11 protein-coding genes and 2 pseudogenes are annotated in these 14,880 nt (G+C 64.4%); 7 read left to right on the top strand and 6 right to left on the bottom strand.

Annotated features, from left to right (window positions below):
• Positions 1 to 108 precede the first annotated feature (108 nt).
• Both CP49_RS14820 and CP49_RS14815 read left to right on the top strand, forming a co-directional pair.
• Positions 109 to 551 (top strand): annotated as a pseudogene (locus CP49_RS14820) (acyl-CoA thioesterase).
• Positions 548 to 1,657, top strand: coding sequence for an alpha/beta hydrolase family protein (locus CP49_RS14815; protein ID WP_057850965.1), 1,110 nt, complete (start codon positions 548 to 550; stop codon positions 1,655 to 1,657). The pseudogene CP49_RS14820 and the gene CP49_RS14815 overlap by 4 nt, the downstream one beginning before the upstream one ends.
• Before the next feature lie 14 nt (positions 1,658 to 1,671).
• Here CP49_RS14815 and CP49_RS14810 read toward each other — a convergent pair whose 3' ends face one another.
• Together CP49_RS14810 and CP49_RS14805 are read right to left on the bottom strand one after the other, a co-directional pair.
• Complete coding sequence (locus tag CP49_RS14810) at positions 1,672 to 1,992, bottom strand: 2Fe-2S iron-sulfur cluster-binding protein (RefSeq protein WP_057850964.1); 321 nt, start codon at positions 1,990 to 1,992, stop codon at positions 1,672 to 1,674.
• Positions 1,993 to 2,130: 138 nt separating this feature from the next.
• A complete protein-coding gene (locus tag CP49_RS14805) occupies positions 2,131 to 2,508 on the bottom strand; it encodes an Hpt domain-containing protein (protein WP_057850963.1) in 378 nt (125 codons plus the stop codon).
• A gap of 398 nt (positions 2,509 to 2,906) precedes the next feature.
• Here CP49_RS14805 and CP49_RS14800 point away from each other — a divergent pair, with 398 nt between their 5' ends.
• The 3 genes from CP49_RS14800 to CP49_RS14790 all read left to right on the top strand — a co-directional run bounded on the left by CP49_RS14800 (position 2,907) and on the right by CP49_RS14790 (position 8,961).
• Positions 2,907 to 8,237: an apolipoprotein A-IV repeat region-like domain-containing protein gene (locus tag CP49_RS14800; protein WP_057850962.1), complete on the top strand. Its 5,331-nt coding sequence runs from the start codon at positions 2,907 to 2,909 to the stop codon at positions 8,235 to 8,237.
• A gap of 117 nt (positions 8,238 to 8,354) precedes the next feature.
• Positions 8,355 to 8,549, top strand: coding sequence for a hypothetical protein (locus tag CP49_RS14795; RefSeq protein WP_082646027.1), 195 nt, complete (start codon positions 8,355 to 8,357; stop codon positions 8,547 to 8,549).
• Positions 8,550 to 8,649: 100 nt separating this feature from the next.
• The gene (locus tag CP49_RS14790) at positions 8,650 to 8,961 is read left to right on the top strand and encodes a hypothetical protein (RefSeq protein WP_156438418.1); all 312 of its coding nucleotides are present in this window, start codon (positions 8,650 to 8,652) and stop codon (positions 8,959 to 8,961) included.
• 24 nt (positions 8,962 to 8,985) lie between these two features.
• Here the strand turns inward: CP49_RS14790 and CP49_RS14785 are convergent, their stop codons facing one another.
• The 3 genes from CP49_RS14785 to CP49_RS14775 all read right to left on the bottom strand — a co-directional run bounded on the left by CP49_RS14785 (position 8,986) and on the right by CP49_RS14775 (position 11,897).
• Complete coding sequence (locus CP49_RS14785; protein WP_057850959.1) at positions 8,986 to 9,876, bottom strand: MlaD family protein; 891 nt, start codon at positions 9,874 to 9,876, stop codon at positions 8,986 to 8,988.
• Between the two features lie 114 nt (positions 9,877 to 9,990).
• The gene (locus CP49_RS14780) at positions 9,991 to 10,761 is read right to left on the bottom strand and encodes an ABC transporter ATP-binding protein (RefSeq protein ID WP_057850958.1); all 771 of its coding nucleotides are present in this window, start codon (positions 10,759 to 10,761) and stop codon (positions 9,991 to 9,993) included.
• A gap of 2 nt (positions 10,762 to 10,763) precedes the next feature.
• Positions 10,764 to 11,897: an ABC transporter permease gene (locus tag CP49_RS14775; RefSeq protein WP_057850989.1), complete on the bottom strand. Its 1,134-nt coding sequence runs from the start codon at positions 11,895 to 11,897 to the stop codon at positions 10,764 to 10,766.
• A gap of 143 nt (positions 11,898 to 12,040) precedes the next feature.
• On the opposite strand from CP49_RS14775, the gene dgcA reads away from it, so the two are divergent.
• On the top strand, positions 12,041 to 13,036 hold the full coding sequence (dgcA, locus tag CP49_RS14770) for an N-acetyl-D-Glu racemase DgcA (protein WP_057850957.1): 996 nt from the start codon (positions 12,041 to 12,043) through the stop codon (positions 13,034 to 13,036).
• Here the strand turns inward: dgcA and CP49_RS14765 are convergent.
• Positions 13,006 to 14,205 (bottom strand): MFS transporter, encoded by a 1,200-nt coding sequence (locus CP49_RS14765; RefSeq protein ID WP_057850956.1) that lies wholly within the window; start codon positions 14,203 to 14,205, stop codon positions 13,006 to 13,008. The genes dgcA and CP49_RS14765 overlap by 31 nt on opposite strands.
• A 76-nt stretch (positions 14,206 to 14,281) precedes the next feature.
• Between CP49_RS14765 and CP49_RS47310 the strand changes: the two are divergent.
• Positions 14,282 to 14,880, top strand: a pseudogene (locus tag CP49_RS47310) (hypothetical protein); the annotation flags it as partial.

Here is a 14,880-nt window from a genome sequence, read left to right as displayed (position 1 = left end):
ACCCGGGGCTAACAGGAAAGCCATAATATGGCGTTCGCGACAGCCGCAACCCCTTGCCGTCATTCGACAAGTGGGCTGTAAGGGAACGAGATTTTCGGAGATGGCCCCGTGAACGCCCCCTTGCCTCCCGACGCGACCCCGCGTCTGGAGGATTTTCCCTATCGCCTGTCGGACAATGTGAGATTTGCCGACCTCGATCCCAACCAGCACGTCAACAACGCGGTTTACGCGACCTATTTCGAAACCGGCCGCGTCACGCTGATGAAGGATCCCAGCTACGGTCTGATGCCGGACGGCTTTGCCTGGATCATGGTCCGCCTCGACATCCATTGCGCTGGCCAGGCACGATCGAAATGGGACTGGGCGTCGTCAAGTTCGGTCGAACTTCCGTCACCTTCGATCAGGTGGTGTTCTCCGAAGGCAAATGCGTTGCGTCGGCGCAATCGGTATCGGTGCTGCTTGACGAAGCCACGCGCAAGCCGACGCCGTTGACGCCGGAAATCCTGGCGAATTTTCAGCGCTGGATCCGCCGCGGAGCAAAGCCTGCATGACGCGCGCGGCTATGTTGGCGGCCCTGATCGTCGGCATCGCGATGCAGCCTGCCGCGGCCGAGCCGTTCCATCGGGAGGACCTGCGTATTCCGATGGAGGCCGCGGGCCCGCGCGGACTTGAAGCGATGCTGTTGCGGCCTTCGGGCGCGCGCCGCTATCCACTCGCCTTGATCAGCCACGGGGCGCCGCGCGATGGGGCGGCGCGGGCGCCGATGTCGCCGTATAGATCCTATCGGCAAGCCCTTGAATTCGCCCGGCGCGGTTTTGCGGCACTGGTGTTCATGCGCAGGGGCTATGGCGATTCCGATGGCAGATATGCCGAGAGCAGCGGCCCGTGTGGCCAACGCGAATATTTGCGTGCGGCACGGCAGTCGGCCAGCGATCTGCGCGCGGCAATCGAAGCCATGAGCAGCCGGACCGATGTTTCGACCAGTGGCATGATCGCGGTCGGCGTCTCGGCTGGTGGCTTCGCTTCCATCGCGCTGACCGCCAATCCCCCGCCGGGACTCGCCGCCGTGATCAACTTCGCCGGTGGCCGCGGTTCGCGCGCCGACAATGACGTCTGCGACGAGGATGCGCTGGTCCGCGCCTTCGCCACGCTAGGCAAGACGTCGCGGATTCCGACGCTGTGGATCTACGCGCAGAACGACAAGTTCTTCGGGCCCGAACTGGTGCACAGAATGCTCGCGGCGTTTACCGACGCCGGCGGGCGGGCGCAATTCGTCGATTTCCCGCCACATGGCGATGACGGCCATTCTCTGTTTTCGCGCGCGATACCGCTCTGGACGCCCGCGGTGGATGGCTTCCTGCGCGATCAAAATCTGGGAACGCGCGATATCGCCGCGATGCCGACGCCATCGCCGCTGCCGCCGCCGCAACAATTGCGCGACAAGGGGCGCGCGGGATTTGCCGATTATCTCTCCGCCAGCCCGCACCGGGCCTTTGCCGTCTCGCCAAAGGGAGCTTTCGCTTTCCGCAGCGGGCGCCGATCGGAGCGCGAAGCGACGGAAGCTGCCCTCGCCGCCTGCGCGGAACACGCGCCCGATTGCGCGCTATATGCGGTCGACGATCATCTCGCAGCGACCGCCAACGCCGGAGCGCGCTGAATGTCTTTGCGACCTCAGGCCTGCCGTTCCGGCGTCGATACCACCAGACCGTCGAGGTCGTCGCTCACCTTGATCTGGCACGACAGGCGCGAGTTCGGCCGCACGTCGAAACCGAAGTCCAGCATGTCTTCTTCCATCGGGGTCGGAGAGCCGACCTTCTCGCGCCAGGCTTCGTCGACATAGACGTGGCAGGTCGCGCAGGCACAAGCGCCGCCGCATTCGGCCTCGATGCCCGGAATGGCGTTGCGGATCGCAGCTTCCATCACGGTCGCGCCGTTCTCGACTTCAATGGTTCGTTTTTCGCCGGTATGGTCGACAAAGTGGATTTTGGCCATGATCGCTCGTGCTGCCGGAATATGTAAGGAAGGTCCCGGCAGTCCTATAACGGGTCGATCCGCACAGCGCCAGCGGTCGGGACGAAAAGCTGAAGCGGCACTTTACCGTGATTTTCACCAATACGGAGCGCTTTCCGCTCAGGAACGGCGCAGAACCGCCTCGATCGCTGCCCGCGCCTGCTCGACCGCCTCGTTGAGTTCCGCGAGCGCAGCGGACGGGTCGGAGCGACCGGTGATGACCGCCTCTAGCCGCGCGGCGGCATCGGCGACGGCAAAGGCGCCGATCGCGCGGGCCGAGCCCTTGAGCGTGTGCACCAGCGCGCCGGCATCAGACGGCATGGCGGCGAGGTTGCGCACGAGTCTTGCCGATTGGGCCAAAAACATCGTCAACACCTCATGCTCGATACCGGCATCGCCGAGCGTCATCCGTTGCAGATGTTCGAAATCGATCGGCCCGTCGTCGGGAGCCAGCGGTGGCGATGGCATCCATTCTACCCGTTCGAGATGAAGCGGCATTGGCCTAGGGTCCGGATCGCCCCTGCACTGATTCTCGGAGGGGCTTTTCGTCAGCCAACCACGACAGAGTTAACGGAACGTTCTTCGAATTTGCCGCGGCTTCGCCTTGTTTTTGCCGACAATCCGCCTTTATCGGCGATCCGGTTCCAGAAATTTGTGCATCCTTAAGGCCTTAAGAAACAAAGCTGTTAACGATGATTAAGGATGATTAAGAATGTCTTAATCGCGGCCATTTCATTCGTATCGCTCAGCCAATAGGATGTTTGCGGATGTGGCGGACAAGGTGCCGGCGGGGCACGCCTTGCGTCTGCGGGGGTTTATGAATCCGGCTTCGAGCTTGCGGGGGCTTTTTTGCAAGAACGGCTGGACGCGTAAAGTTAAGAGGGCTCGGACTGAACATGGCGAACAATCCCAAGAAGGTCAAAGATCCCACTGAAGTCGCGCTCTCCGCCATTCAGGAAGCGCTCAACATCAGCGATACGAGCGTCGACAGCAGCCGAAGTCCGACCGGCAGCGAACTCACGCCGCCGACCATGCCCTCCGCCGCGCCAAGCTACTCCGAAACGCCGTTCGACACGCGCGGAAGCGCGGGGCGCCAGGTGTTCGATCCGATTGAGGAACCGCGCAGCCCCCGTCGCGCCGCCAATGACGATCGCGAAACCATCGGACAAATTCTGCAGGCGATCCAGAAGAACCGCCCTGCCCGCAGCGTTTACACGCTTGCCAGCATCTTCGGCGGCGTCTGGATCGTCGGCTGCGCTCTCTTGACCGCAGCCTTCCTGCCCTCGCTGCAGGCGGCAATCGGACAGAGCGGCGGCGTACTGGTGCTCGCCGGCCTTGCCGCATTGTTCTTCGCGCCGGTGCTGTTGTTTTACTTCCTCGCCAGCCTCGCCTGGCGCGGCCAGGAAATGCGGATGATCGCGCAGTCGATGGCGCAGGTCGCGATCCGCTTTTCCGAGCCCGAAGGAGCTGCCGCCGATTCGATGGTGACCGTCGGTCAGGCAATTCGCCGCGAAGTCGCTGCGATGGGCGACGGCGTCGAGCGCGCGATCGCGCGCGCCGGTGAACTCGAAACGCTCGTCGCCAATGAAGTCGCAGCACTCGAGCGCGCCTATTCCGACAACGAAGTGCGCATTCGCGCGCTGCTGCAGGACATCGCCCATCAGCGCGACAATCTGGTCGGCCAGGCCGAGCAGGTTCGCAGCGCCATTTCCGGCGTCCAGATCGATCTGCGCCACGACATCGCACTGATCTCGGACGCGATCGCCTCGCGCGTCGACGAGGTCGCAAAAAGCATCACCGGCGCGCTGGAAGAGCGCGGCCAGCACATCACGAGCGCGCTGAGCAATGCCGGCGACAACATGATCCTCGCGCTCGGCGAGCGCGGCGGCGACCTGCTCGACCGCCTCGAGGAAGCCAGCGCCGAGACCACGCGCGCCGTGCTCGACGCCTCCGAGCGGCTGACCACCAGCCTCAACTTCAAGACCGGCCACGTCCACGACGAGTTCGTCGATCTCGCCGACCGCGTCCATGAGATGCTGAACGAACGCATCGACCGTATCACCGGCGAATTCGAACAGCGCTCATCGACCATCGTAGACGGCATCTCCGACCGCACCGAGCAGGTCCACGACTCCCTGAAGAATTCCTCCGACTCGCTGCTGCTCGAACTCGAGCTGCGCTCGGGCGATCTCGTCAGCAAGATCGACGATGCCGGCAACCGCCTGGCGAGCCGCATCCTCTCCTCCGGTGACAAGGCCAGCGACGCGCTCGACGTGACCGTCAACACGCTGGTCGCCAAGGTGATCAGCCAGACCGAGAACGCGCACGACAGCCTCGCGCTGCAGATGAGCGCCTTCGACGAACTGGTGAAGAACCAGGGCTCGGAGCTCGCGGAAAAGTTCGCCCGCGACAGCGGCACGCTGGGCGCGCTGATCACGCGTCACATCTCGGAGTTCGATCGCACTGTCAAAACTTTTGGCGGCGACATCGTCGAGCGCATGGGCCAGCGTACCCAGGAGATCGGCGACAGCCTGAAAAATTACGTCGACACTTTCGACACCCGCCTGGTCGCGAACAGCGGCGAGATCACCGCTTCGCTCGATCAGCGCCTGTTGCAGTTCGAAACCACGCTCGGCACCCGCGTCAGCAACCTCGACGCCTCGCTCGAAAACAAGATCAAGTGGTTCGATGAGACCGTCGACGGCCGTTTGCAATCGCTCGAGACGACGTTCGATAGCCGAGCCAAATCCGTCACCGAAACCATCGACAACCGCCTCAGCACGCTGACGGGCTCGCTGACCGACGGCGCGGCACAGGCGATCCAGTCGATCGACCAGCGGCTCAGCCTGCTCACCTCCTCGCTGACCGAGGGCACCGCGCAGGCGATTGCAGCGGTCGACCATCGCATTGCCAATGTCACCGAAACCCTCGACGGCCGCAGCGCCTATCTGACCGACACCATCCAGGCGCGGTTCCAGGAAATTCATCAGGGCATTGAGACGCGGGTCGGCGACATCGCCAGTGGACTCGAGACGCGGGTCACCGGCCTCGCCAGCGGCATCGAGACCCGGGTCGGCGACCTCGCCAACGGCATCGAGACCCGGGTTGGCGCCATTGCCAGCGATATCGACACCCGCGTTGCGCAGTTCGAGGATCTGCTCGGCTCGCGCATCGAAGCCGTGGCGGGCCGGATCGAAAGCAGCGGCCGCCAGGCCAGCGAAGACCTGATGTCGCGCGCCGAAATGCTGTCCTCCGGCATCAAGTCGCATGTCGAGGATGCCGAGCGTTCGCTGACCAACCTCGTGGTCAATACCGCCGAGACCATCCAGACCGGCGCACGCTCCGCGCAGCAAGCGCTGCTGACGGTTTCCTCCGATGTCGGCGCGCAGTTGAAACTGACGTCGGCCGAGGTCGAAGCCTCCCTCGTCGCTGTCGGCACCGGCGCGGCCAATTCGATCCTGACCAGCGCCCAGGAAGCCCAAACCACGCTGGTGTCGGCCTCCTCCGAGGCTGCCTCGCAGATCAAATCTCTCGCCGCCGACGTCGAGCGCACCCTCTCGGCCGCAGGCGATGCCACGGCCGCATCGGTTCTATCAGGCGCGCGCGAGGCGCAGACCACGCTGGTTGCCGCGTCCACGGACGCAGCAAGCCAGGTCAAGTCGCTCGCCTCCGACGTCGAGCGTTCGCTTTCGCTCGCCGGAACGGCAACGGCCGAGGCCGTCACCGCGGGCGCCCGCGAAGCCCAGAGCACGCTGGTCGCCGCCTCCACGGAAGCCGCCAATCAGGTCAAGTCGCTCGCAGCCGACGTGCAGCGTTCGCTGTCGAGCGCCGGAACGGCGACCGCCGAGGCGATCACGGCAGGCGCCCGCGAGGCCCAGAGCACCCTCATGAACGCGTCCGCCGACGCATCGAGCCAGGTCAAGTCGCTCGCAGCCGATATGGAGCGTTCGCTCTCGATGGCCGGCAACGCCACTGCTGAGTCGATCACGACGGGCGCGCGCGAAGCGCAGAACACGCTGATGACGGCATCTTCGGAAGCCGCCAACCACGTCAAATCGCTGGCGATCGATGTCGAACGCACCCTGACCGCGGTCGGCGCCGAAACCGCCGCCGCCATCCTCGGCACCGCGCGCGAAGCCCAGAGCTCGCTGTCGGCGACCTCCGCCGAGGCCGCTAACCAGATCAAGGCGATCGCCGGCGATATGGAGCGTTCGCTCGGCGTCGTCACCGCCAGCACGACCGACACCATCCAGACCACTGCGCAGAACGCACAGAGCGCGCTGATCGCCGCGACGAACGAGGTCAGCACCAAGGTCAAATCGACCTCGGCCGATATCGAGCGTTCGGTGCTCGCTGCGAGTAGCAATTTCGGCTCGACGATGACCGGCAAGACCGACGAAATCGTCACCTATGTTCAGCAGCAGACCGATCGTCTGGCGCAGATCGTCGACAGTCGCCGCGGATCGCTGGTCGAGGCGCTGAGCGCCAGGACCACGCAACTCACGACCGACATCGACCGCGTCACCGCCGACGCCCTGAAGTCGATCGAAACCCGCGGCCAGGCGTTCTCGCAATCGATGTCGACCCACGGCTCGGAAGTCGCGCGCACGATTACGTCCGCAGGCGACCTCGCCACCGGCGCGGTAGCCAAATCGCTGAAGGATCTCGAGCAGTCGTCGCGCTCGGCCATCGACCAGTCGCGTCAGGTTTCGATCGCCGCCGTCACCGAAATGCAGGAGACCAGCAAGATCCTGCGCACCGACACAGTAGCGCTGTTCGAGCGACTGCGCGAAGGCAACATCCTGCTGCAGGAAGTGCTGACCGGCGCCCACGACAATCTCAACTCGCTGGAGCGCGCGCTGGTGACCCGCGTGGCCGACTTCGTCTCCGCCATGAACGACGTCACCGCCCACAACGGGGTCGCCACGCAGACCCTGGAAGACCAGCTCACCGTCTTCAATACCAAGACCTCGAAGGCGCTGGAAGATCTCGGCGCGCTGTCGAGCGAGTTCGAAAAACACGGCAAGTCGCTGGTCGAAGCGGCCGGCGTGGTCGAACAGGCTAACCGCTCCACATCGACATCGGTCGCCGACCGCAAGTCGCAGCTTGACTCGCTGGTGACCACGATCGACCTGCGCACCACCGACCTCGACCAGCGCCTGTCACGCTTCACCGGCCTGCTCGACGAATCCCTCGCCGCGGCGGAGGAACGCGCCCGCGATATCGCGCGCGTGGTCGCGGAAACCGCCGGCGCCGGATCGGCGGCGATCAGCCGCCAGTTCGAAGCCGTGCGCGCTGCGGCCGAGAACGAGCGGCAACAGACCCTCGACGCCATGAACGATCTGTACCAGCAGAGCACGCATGAAACCGATGCGATGTTCAAGCAGTCGACCGAGAAGTTCGCTGCGATGGTGCAGTCCATGAAGCAGATGGCGGCCGAGATGCATCAGGAGCTCGAGGCGACCCGCAACGAGTTGCGCCGCGGCGTGCTGGAAATGCCGCAGGAGGCCGCCGACAACACCGCGCAGATGCGCAAGGTGATCGTCGACCAGATCGAGGCGCTCGCCGAGCTCAACCGCATCGTCGCCCATCATGGCCGCGGGCTCGACGTCGTGACCTCCGGCCGCGCCAGCGTGCAACGCCAGGAAGAGCCTGTGATGGCAGCCGCCGCCGGCGGCCGCAATGAAGTGCGCATGCGCGATGCCGGCAGCGCATCGACCCTGCCCCCGCCGGATCTCGGCCTGCCCGCCCAGCGTCGCACCGAAGCCCCACCGGTGAGCCCGGTGAGCCAGGATGCCGGACGCGACGGGTGGCTGTCCGACCTGCTCCATCGCACCGACGCCGGTACGGGACGCGAGGCTCCCCGTGGCCGCGTGCCACAGAGCCCGGCCAATCCGCTGGAGTCGCTGTCGCTCGACATCGGCCGGCTGATGGATCGCAACCTCGCCGCCGAAATGTGGGATCGCTACCAGCGCGGCGAGAGCAAGGCGTTCTCCAAGCGGCTCTACACGCCGGCCGGCCAGAAGGCGTTCGATGAAGTCGCCCGCAAATATCGCGCCGACCGCAGCTTCAAGCAGACGGTCGACCGCTATATCGCCGAGTTCGAACGGCTGCTCGACGAAGTCGCGCGCGAGGATCGCGGACCGCAAGCCCTGCGCGGCCACCTCACCTCGGAGACGGGCCTCGTCTACACCCTGCTCGCGCATGCGGCAGGACGGCTGGGGTAAACGGCGAATTGCGGATTGAAGCGGAGGCCTCGCTGCCTCCGTTTTGTTGCTGTTGCAACGCTCACCTCGTCACTGAATGAAAATCCGGATATACTTCCTCGAATATTCGGAGATATGATGATCGACATCGCGAAAAAGAAAGCGCTGCGGAATTTTAGGAAGCAGCAAGCCAAACGAGGCATGGAGCGGTCTGAAGCCGCGAACGAAGCGCCTAAGAAGGGCATCTTCGCCGCGTTGTGCCGTTCGCCACTGGTCGGGATCGATCTCAATCTCGCCCGTTCGCGCAACACTGGCCGTAAGATCGACTTGTGATGCGGTACCCCCTCAACACGAATATTGTCAGTCCCGCGCTAGCGGCGGGGTCCGCTCGCGCTATTGCGCTCTACGCGCCGCTACGAATCTCCAGTTCGCAATGACAACAACCGTGCAAGTTCGTCTACATTGGCTACTCGATGGTTCATCGAACCATTTGCCCAACGACCAGCGGTTCAGTCTTCCAGCTCGTTTCGATCATCAAGATGAGAAGGATTGGCTGAACGACGGTTGGAGCCTCGTGATCAAGGTGACCGAGGCTTCAGATGCTCAAGCCTATCAAACAGGAGAAGCGAATTTTCTGTTACCCGACGCACCTCACATGTGGTTGTCGGAAGGCAAGAAATTCACGCTCATGGAAGGTTCGCGGTCTGTAGCAATCGGCGAAGTTGAGAAAGTGACGTCGCCTTAGGCGCAACCCGAGAAGATTGATCTACTACCGCTTCTGTCCGCTCGGTGCCCTTGGTGCCGCCGCTGCTGGCGGTGGCGGCGGCGGTGCTGCCGCCTGGCTGTTGCTGCTGCTGCCGCCGCCGAAGATCACCCGGGTCGGGTTACGGTCGAAATTGTTCACGGCGCGGCTGATGTCGGAAAGGGTGCGGCGGCCATCGGCCATCAGCGCGCCCGACCGCTTGTCGAAATCCTCGGCGAGTTCGCGGATCGACTTCACCATTAAATTCAATTCGCCGCCGGCGGCGCCGCCTGCGATGGTATTGAGACCGAGCATCAGACTGTCGGCCTTGCCCATCACGCCATCGACCCTGAGCATGACGTTGTCGATCTTCTCGGAGTTACGCGCGAGCGCAGCCGTGAAGGTCTCGAGATTTCGCAGCGAATTCTTCACCGATTCCTGATTGTCGGCGACCAGCCGGTTGACGTTCTGCAACGTGGCGCGAATGGACTCCGTCACATCCTGCAGCGCGCTCGGGTCGGCGGTCAGCATCGGAACGCCGTCCTCGTCGAGCGGCACCGAAGGCGCGGTCTCCTCGCCGCCCTTCAGCGAGATCGCCGCGACGCCGGTCAGTCCCTGGAATTCAAGTCCGACGAGCGTGTCCTTGCGGATCGGAGCATTGTTCTCGACCATCGCCAGTGCGACCACCCGCCGCGGGTTGTCGAGCTTCACCGAGACAACCTCCCCTATCCTAATACCGTTAAAGTTGACGCTGCCGCCGTTTCGAAGACCGGACGCCGGGCCTTCGAACACGATGCGGATTGGGCTGCGCTGCTTGGTGGTATGCAGGCTCTGAAACCACAGCACAAAGCCGAACGCGGCGGCGATCACTGCCAGCGTGAAGGCCCCGATCAGGACGTAATTCGCCCGCGTTTCCATAATTCAAGGTACTCCGAAATCTGGATCTGTTCAGCTTCGCCGATCAGACCCGTCATTTATCTGTTGTTTGAGCATGATCTCATCAAAAACCGGTGCCCGCTTCGTGATCATGCTCTAGCCCATGACCGCGCGGGCGCGCTTGCCGTGAAAATATTGCCTCAGCCAGGGATGCTGCGAGGCCTGCATGTCGGCAATCGATCCTGCTGCAATGATCTTACCGTTCCCTAAAACCGCGATGCGGTCGCAGGCCGTATAAAGGCTGTCGAGATCATGGGTTACCATGAAAACCGTCAGGCCCAAAGTACGCTGCAGGGTACGCACCAGCTCGTCGAAATCGCCGGCGCCGATCGGATCGAGCCCCGAAGTCGGCTCGTCCAGAAACACCAGTTCGGGGTCGAGCGCCAGCGCGCGCGCCAGCGCCACGCGCTTGATCATGCCGCCCGACAATTCGGACGGGTAGCGGTCGGCGACGTCGGGCCGCAGGCCCACCATGCCGAGCTTGGCCACCATGATCTCGTCGAGCAGCCGCTGCGAGACCTTAAGATATTCGCGCACTGGAAACTGGATGTTCTGCCGCACCGTGAGCGAGGAAAACAGCGCGCCCTGCTGAAACAGGATGCCCCAGCGGCGCTCGACGCCGCGGCGCTCCGCGGAGCTCGCCGCATCGAGATCGATGCCAAACACCTCGATGCGTCCACTGAGCTTAGGCACGAGACCGATGATGGTGCGCGTCAGCACCGATTTTCCGGCGCCGGACGGGCCGACAAATCCGAGAATTTCACCACGCTTGACGTCGAGGTTGAGCCCGTCGAGCACGCGCGTTTTACCGAACTGCACGGTGATGTCGCGAACCCGGATGATGGCGTCGGAAATCTCGTCCGCCATGGTCACATTCCGATCGATGCGAAGAAGATGGCGAACACGCCGTCCATCACGATGACGAAGAAAATGCCCTTCACCACCGAGGACGTGGTGTGCTGTCCGAGCGACTCGGCGCTGCCCTGCACGGCCAGTCCCTCGACGCAGGCGACGATGCCGATCACGGCGGCCATCACCGGCGCCTTGATGATGCCGACGACGAAGTGATCGATCGAAATGGCGTCGCGCAACCGCAGCAGGAAAGCTTCGGGCTCGACGCCGCCATAGAGCCACGCCACCAGCCCGCCGCCGTAGAGTGCCGCCATCGCGCCGAGGAACGCCAGGATCGGCAGCGCCAGCACCAGCGCCAGCATCCGCGGCAGGATCAAAACCTCGATCGGATCGAAGCCCATGGTGCGCAGCGCGTCGATTTCCTCGCGCATCTTCATCGAGCCGAGTTCGGCGGTGTAGGCCGAGCCCGAGCGGCCCGCCACCATGATCGCCACCAGCAGCACGCCGATCTCGCGCAGCACCAGCACGCCCAGCATGTCGACCACGAAGATGTCGGCGCCGAACTTGCGGAAATGGAAAATGCCCTGCTGCGAGATGATGCAGCCGATCAGGAAGGTGATCAGCACCACGATCGGCACCGCGCGCCAGCATACCTGCTCGAGGTGATGGATGGTCGACGTCAGGCGGAAGCGGCGGGGACGAATGATGACGTGGCCGGTCGCGGCGAGCACCGCGCCCAGCATGTCGATCAGCCCGACAAGCGTGCCGCCGATGCCGGCGACGCTGCGGCCCACCTGCTCCAGCATGCCCGTGATCGTCACCCGATCGGTTTCGACGACCGGCTCGGCCTTCACCCGGCGCACCTCGTCGACCAGGCTGGAATAATTGGCCGAGAGCCCGGCGATCTGGGCCTCGATGCCGCCCTGGGTCAGGCTGCGGCGCAGCCGCTCGATCAGCCAGGCGCCGAACGTGTCGAGCTTCGACACCTGCGAGACATCGATGAAAATGTTAGGACGGGTGCCGCCCAGCTTCTCGGCGTCGGCGACCATTCGTTCCAGCACCGGCGCAAAGCGGGCCGTCCACGGGCCAGCCGCGCACAGCGCCAGCCCGTTGCTCCTGGCTATCCGCTCCAATGTCGGGTTGCCGTTCACGATGCCCACCCCTCGGCCGATGCGCTACCCCTGCAAAACGCTTGGGTTCCGCACGCCGTACTGCCTTGTCGAATCTGCCCCTAACCAGCCATAGTTGGTAGCAGCGAGCAAGCTCACGGTTCAGAAAATTGCCAGATTTTAAAATGACTTCCAGCCTTTCCCGAAAGCTTGCCGCCAGCATCGAGCGCTGGCCCATTGCAGGCTCCTTCACGATCAGCCGGGGTGCCAAGACCGAGGCCGTCACGGTCGTCGCCACCGTCAGCCAAGGCGGCCATACAGGGCGCGGCGAGTGTGTGCCATACCCTCGTTACGGCGAAACGCCCGAGGCGACATTGCAGGCCCTCGAGGCGATGCGGGAGCCGCTCTCGAACGGGCTGGATCGGCAGGCCCTGCAGGCGGCGATGCCCGCCGGCGCCGCCCGGAATGCGCTGGATTGCGCGCTGTTGGACCTCGAGGCCAAGAGCGCCGGCCAGCGGATCTGGACCCTGCTCGGCCGGCCCGCGCCGCGCCCCTGCACCACGGCCTTCACCATTTCGCTCGGCACGCCGGAGGCAATGGCGGCGGCGACCGCCAGGGCCGCGCACCGGCCGCTGCTCAAGATCAAGCTCGGCGGTGACGGCGATGGCGAGCGGATATCCGCGGTGCGCAAGGCGGCCCCCGAATCCGAATTGATCGTGGATGCCAACGAGGCCTGGACGCCGGACAATCTCGAACAAAACCTGGCCGCCTGCGCGAACGCCGGCGTGACGCTGGTCGAGCAGCCGCTGCCAGCCGGGCAGGATGAAGCGCTGGCGCGTATCAAGCGCCCGATCGCGGTCTGCGCCGACGAAAGCGTGCATGATCGCGCCTCGCTCGAAGGGATTCGCGCGCGCTACGACGCCGTCAACGTCAAGCTCGACAAGACCGGCGGTCTGACCGAGGCGCTCGCGATGGCGGATGCCGCGCACGTGCTCGGCTTCGAGATCATGATCGGCTGCATGGTCGCGACCTCGCTGGCGATGGCGCCGGCCATGTTGCTGGCGCAACAGGCCAGATTCGTCGATCTCGATGGTCCCCTGTTGCTGGCGCGCGACCGCGACGGCGGCCTGCGCTACGATGGCAGCCTAGTCTATCCGCCGGATGCCGCCTTGTGGGGCTGATGCGAGAGCCGGTCCCGCGCCAGCCAGACCACCAGCCCACCCAGGGCCGCCATCACGGCCATTACGTAGTAGATGCCCTGTCCCCAGGTCTCGTAGATGGTGCCTGACGCGATTGATGCGACGCCGGCGACGATGCCGCCACAGGCGGTGAGATAGCCCTGCGCCCTCGCCATCACGTGGCCAGGCACATGGTGTAGCATCAGCCCCATGACGCCGACCTGCGTCAGCCCGAAGCTCAGCGCATGCGCGAGTTGGACCAAAGCGAGGATCGCAAGGGGCGGATCCTGTGCCGTTATCACCCAGCGCGCGGCTGCGCTCAGCGCCGCAATCACCACCAGCATCGATGGCTGCAGCGTGAACCGCGGCGACAGAGCGAACAGCACGATCTCGGCAATCACGCCCAGCACCCACAGAACCGCTATCGTCAGCCCGTCGTATCCCGCTTGTTGCCAGGCGATCGACGCGAAAATGTAATAGGGGGCATGGCTGCCCTGGATCAGCGCCGACGCCACGATAACGGCGATAAAGCCGCCGTCGCGCAGCAATTTGCTCGCGCCCCCGGTGACCGGGCGAACGGTCCTGGTGTCGTCCAACGGCTCCAGCGCGAGGCTGGCCAGCGCCCCGATCGCGGCCGAGCCGGCGATGATCCAGATCAAATTTCGGGCGGCGATGAGATCGAACAGCATCCCGCAGACCAGCGCGCCAAGGACGAAGGCGGCCGAGCCCCACAGCCGCAGCGGTCCATAGTTGAGGCCATAACGCTTCACGCCCCGCAACGCATAGGCATCCGTCAGCGGCACCATGGGCGTCCACAGGCAGCAGGTCAGGGCATAGATCAGGAACACCAGGACCGGCAGATGCTGGGTGCCCAGGATGAAAAAGCCCAAGGCGGTGGCAAAGGCGGTCACAACAATGCCGCCGCGCAAGGCCTGACGCCGTTCCGCAAAGCCCGTCACCAGCGGAAGCACCGTAAACCGCGTCACCGGGGGAACGGCCGTGATCAGCCCGATCCAGAACGCATCGACCCCGACCGCCTTCAACCATACCGTGAAAAACGGCAGATGGGCGCCGGTCATGCCGAACAGCGTGCCGTAAAACAGCGCCACCCGCGTCGCGAATTGCTTCGATGCGCCTTGAGAAGCGATGGGGATTTGTGATTCGCTCGGCATCAATTCAATTGCGATTCGGGCAATATCGTGTTGTCTCGTTATCGCAAGGCGCGCTGATTTGCGCGAAGAGTTTAACATGGCCGACGAAGTATTCGCCCTTTCGCCGATCTCAGCACGCGCCGCGCTGCCGGGCGAGGAGGACTATGCCGCGATCGCCGAAGCCTTCATGGAGACTTCGCGAGGCCGCTGGTTCCTGACCGAATACGCCAAACGCAACCGCAATGCCGACACCCGCATGGTGCTGGACGCGGTGATGCGGATCGAGCACAGCCTCGCCGCCCAGAGGGAGGAAACCCTTCAGCGGGAAGAAAGCCTCCGCCGGGAGGAAGGTCTTTCGGTGCAGGAGGCCGCGGAGGCCGTCGCCGCGGCGGCCGCGGCGCAGGAACGCTTGACCGAGGCGCTCGCCGCCATCCGCGGTGCGGTTAAGGTTGCCGAGGAATCGGCGGTCGAGGCGCTCGACAGCCTCGCGCTGGAGCAGCGGCTGGCGCCGGTCCGCAAGGGCGCGCGGGTGCTGCGGGAAATCGCCTGGCGGTTGCGGGAAATCGGCAATGACGGGCGGATCTGCGATCTGATCGATTCGCAGGTCACCGTCATCGAAAAGGGCACCGAACAGTTCTCCTCCGAGGAGGCGAGAGCAGGCCTCCATGCGGCCTTTGCTGCCCTCCAGGGCCGCCT

Source organism: Bradyrhizobium valentinum, from assembly GCF_001440405.1.
GTDB lineage: Bacteria > Pseudomonadota > Alphaproteobacteria > Rhizobiales > Xanthobacteraceae > Bradyrhizobium > Bradyrhizobium valentinum.
Note: the sequence above shows the minus strand (reverse complement) of the source record. Positions and strands in the feature narration are given on the sequence as shown.

Excerpts from the sequence above, each read along its gene's own strand:
- CP49_RS14815 (WP_057850965.1), top strand. The coding sequence starts at position 548 with ATGACGCGCGCGGCTATGTTGGCGGCCCTGATCGTCGGCATCGCGATG.
- CP49_RS14810 (WP_057850964.1), bottom strand. The coding sequence starts at position 1,992 with ATGGCCAAAATCCACTTTGTCGACCATACCGGCGAAAAACGAACCATT.
- CP49_RS14805 (WP_057850963.1), bottom strand. The coding sequence starts at position 2,508 with ATGCCGCTTCATCTCGAACGGGTAGAATGGATGCCATCGCCACCGCTG.
- CP49_RS14800 (WP_057850962.1), top strand. The coding sequence starts at position 2,907 with ATGGCGAACAATCCCAAGAAGGTCAAAGATCCCACTGAAGTCGCGCTC.
- CP49_RS14795 (WP_082646027.1), top strand. The coding sequence starts at position 8,355 with ATGATCGACATCGCGAAAAAGAAAGCGCTGCGGAATTTTAGGAAGCAG.
- CP49_RS14790 (WP_156438418.1), top strand. The coding sequence starts at position 8,650 with ATGACAACAACCGTGCAAGTTCGTCTACATTGGCTACTCGATGGTTCA.
- CP49_RS14785 (WP_057850959.1), bottom strand. The coding sequence starts at position 9,876 with ATGGAAACGCGGGCGAATTACGTCCTGATCGGGGCCTTCACGCTGGCA.
- CP49_RS14780 (WP_057850958.1), bottom strand. The coding sequence starts at position 10,761 with ATGGCGGACGAGATTTCCGACGCCATCATCCGGGTTCGCGACATCACC.
- dgcA (WP_057850957.1), top strand. The coding sequence starts at position 12,041 with ATGACTTCCAGCCTTTCCCGAAAGCTTGCCGCCAGCATCGAGCGCTGG.
- CP49_RS14765 (WP_057850956.1), bottom strand. The coding sequence starts at position 14,205 with ATGCCGAGCGAATCACAAATCCCCATCGCTTCTCAAGGCGCATCGAAG.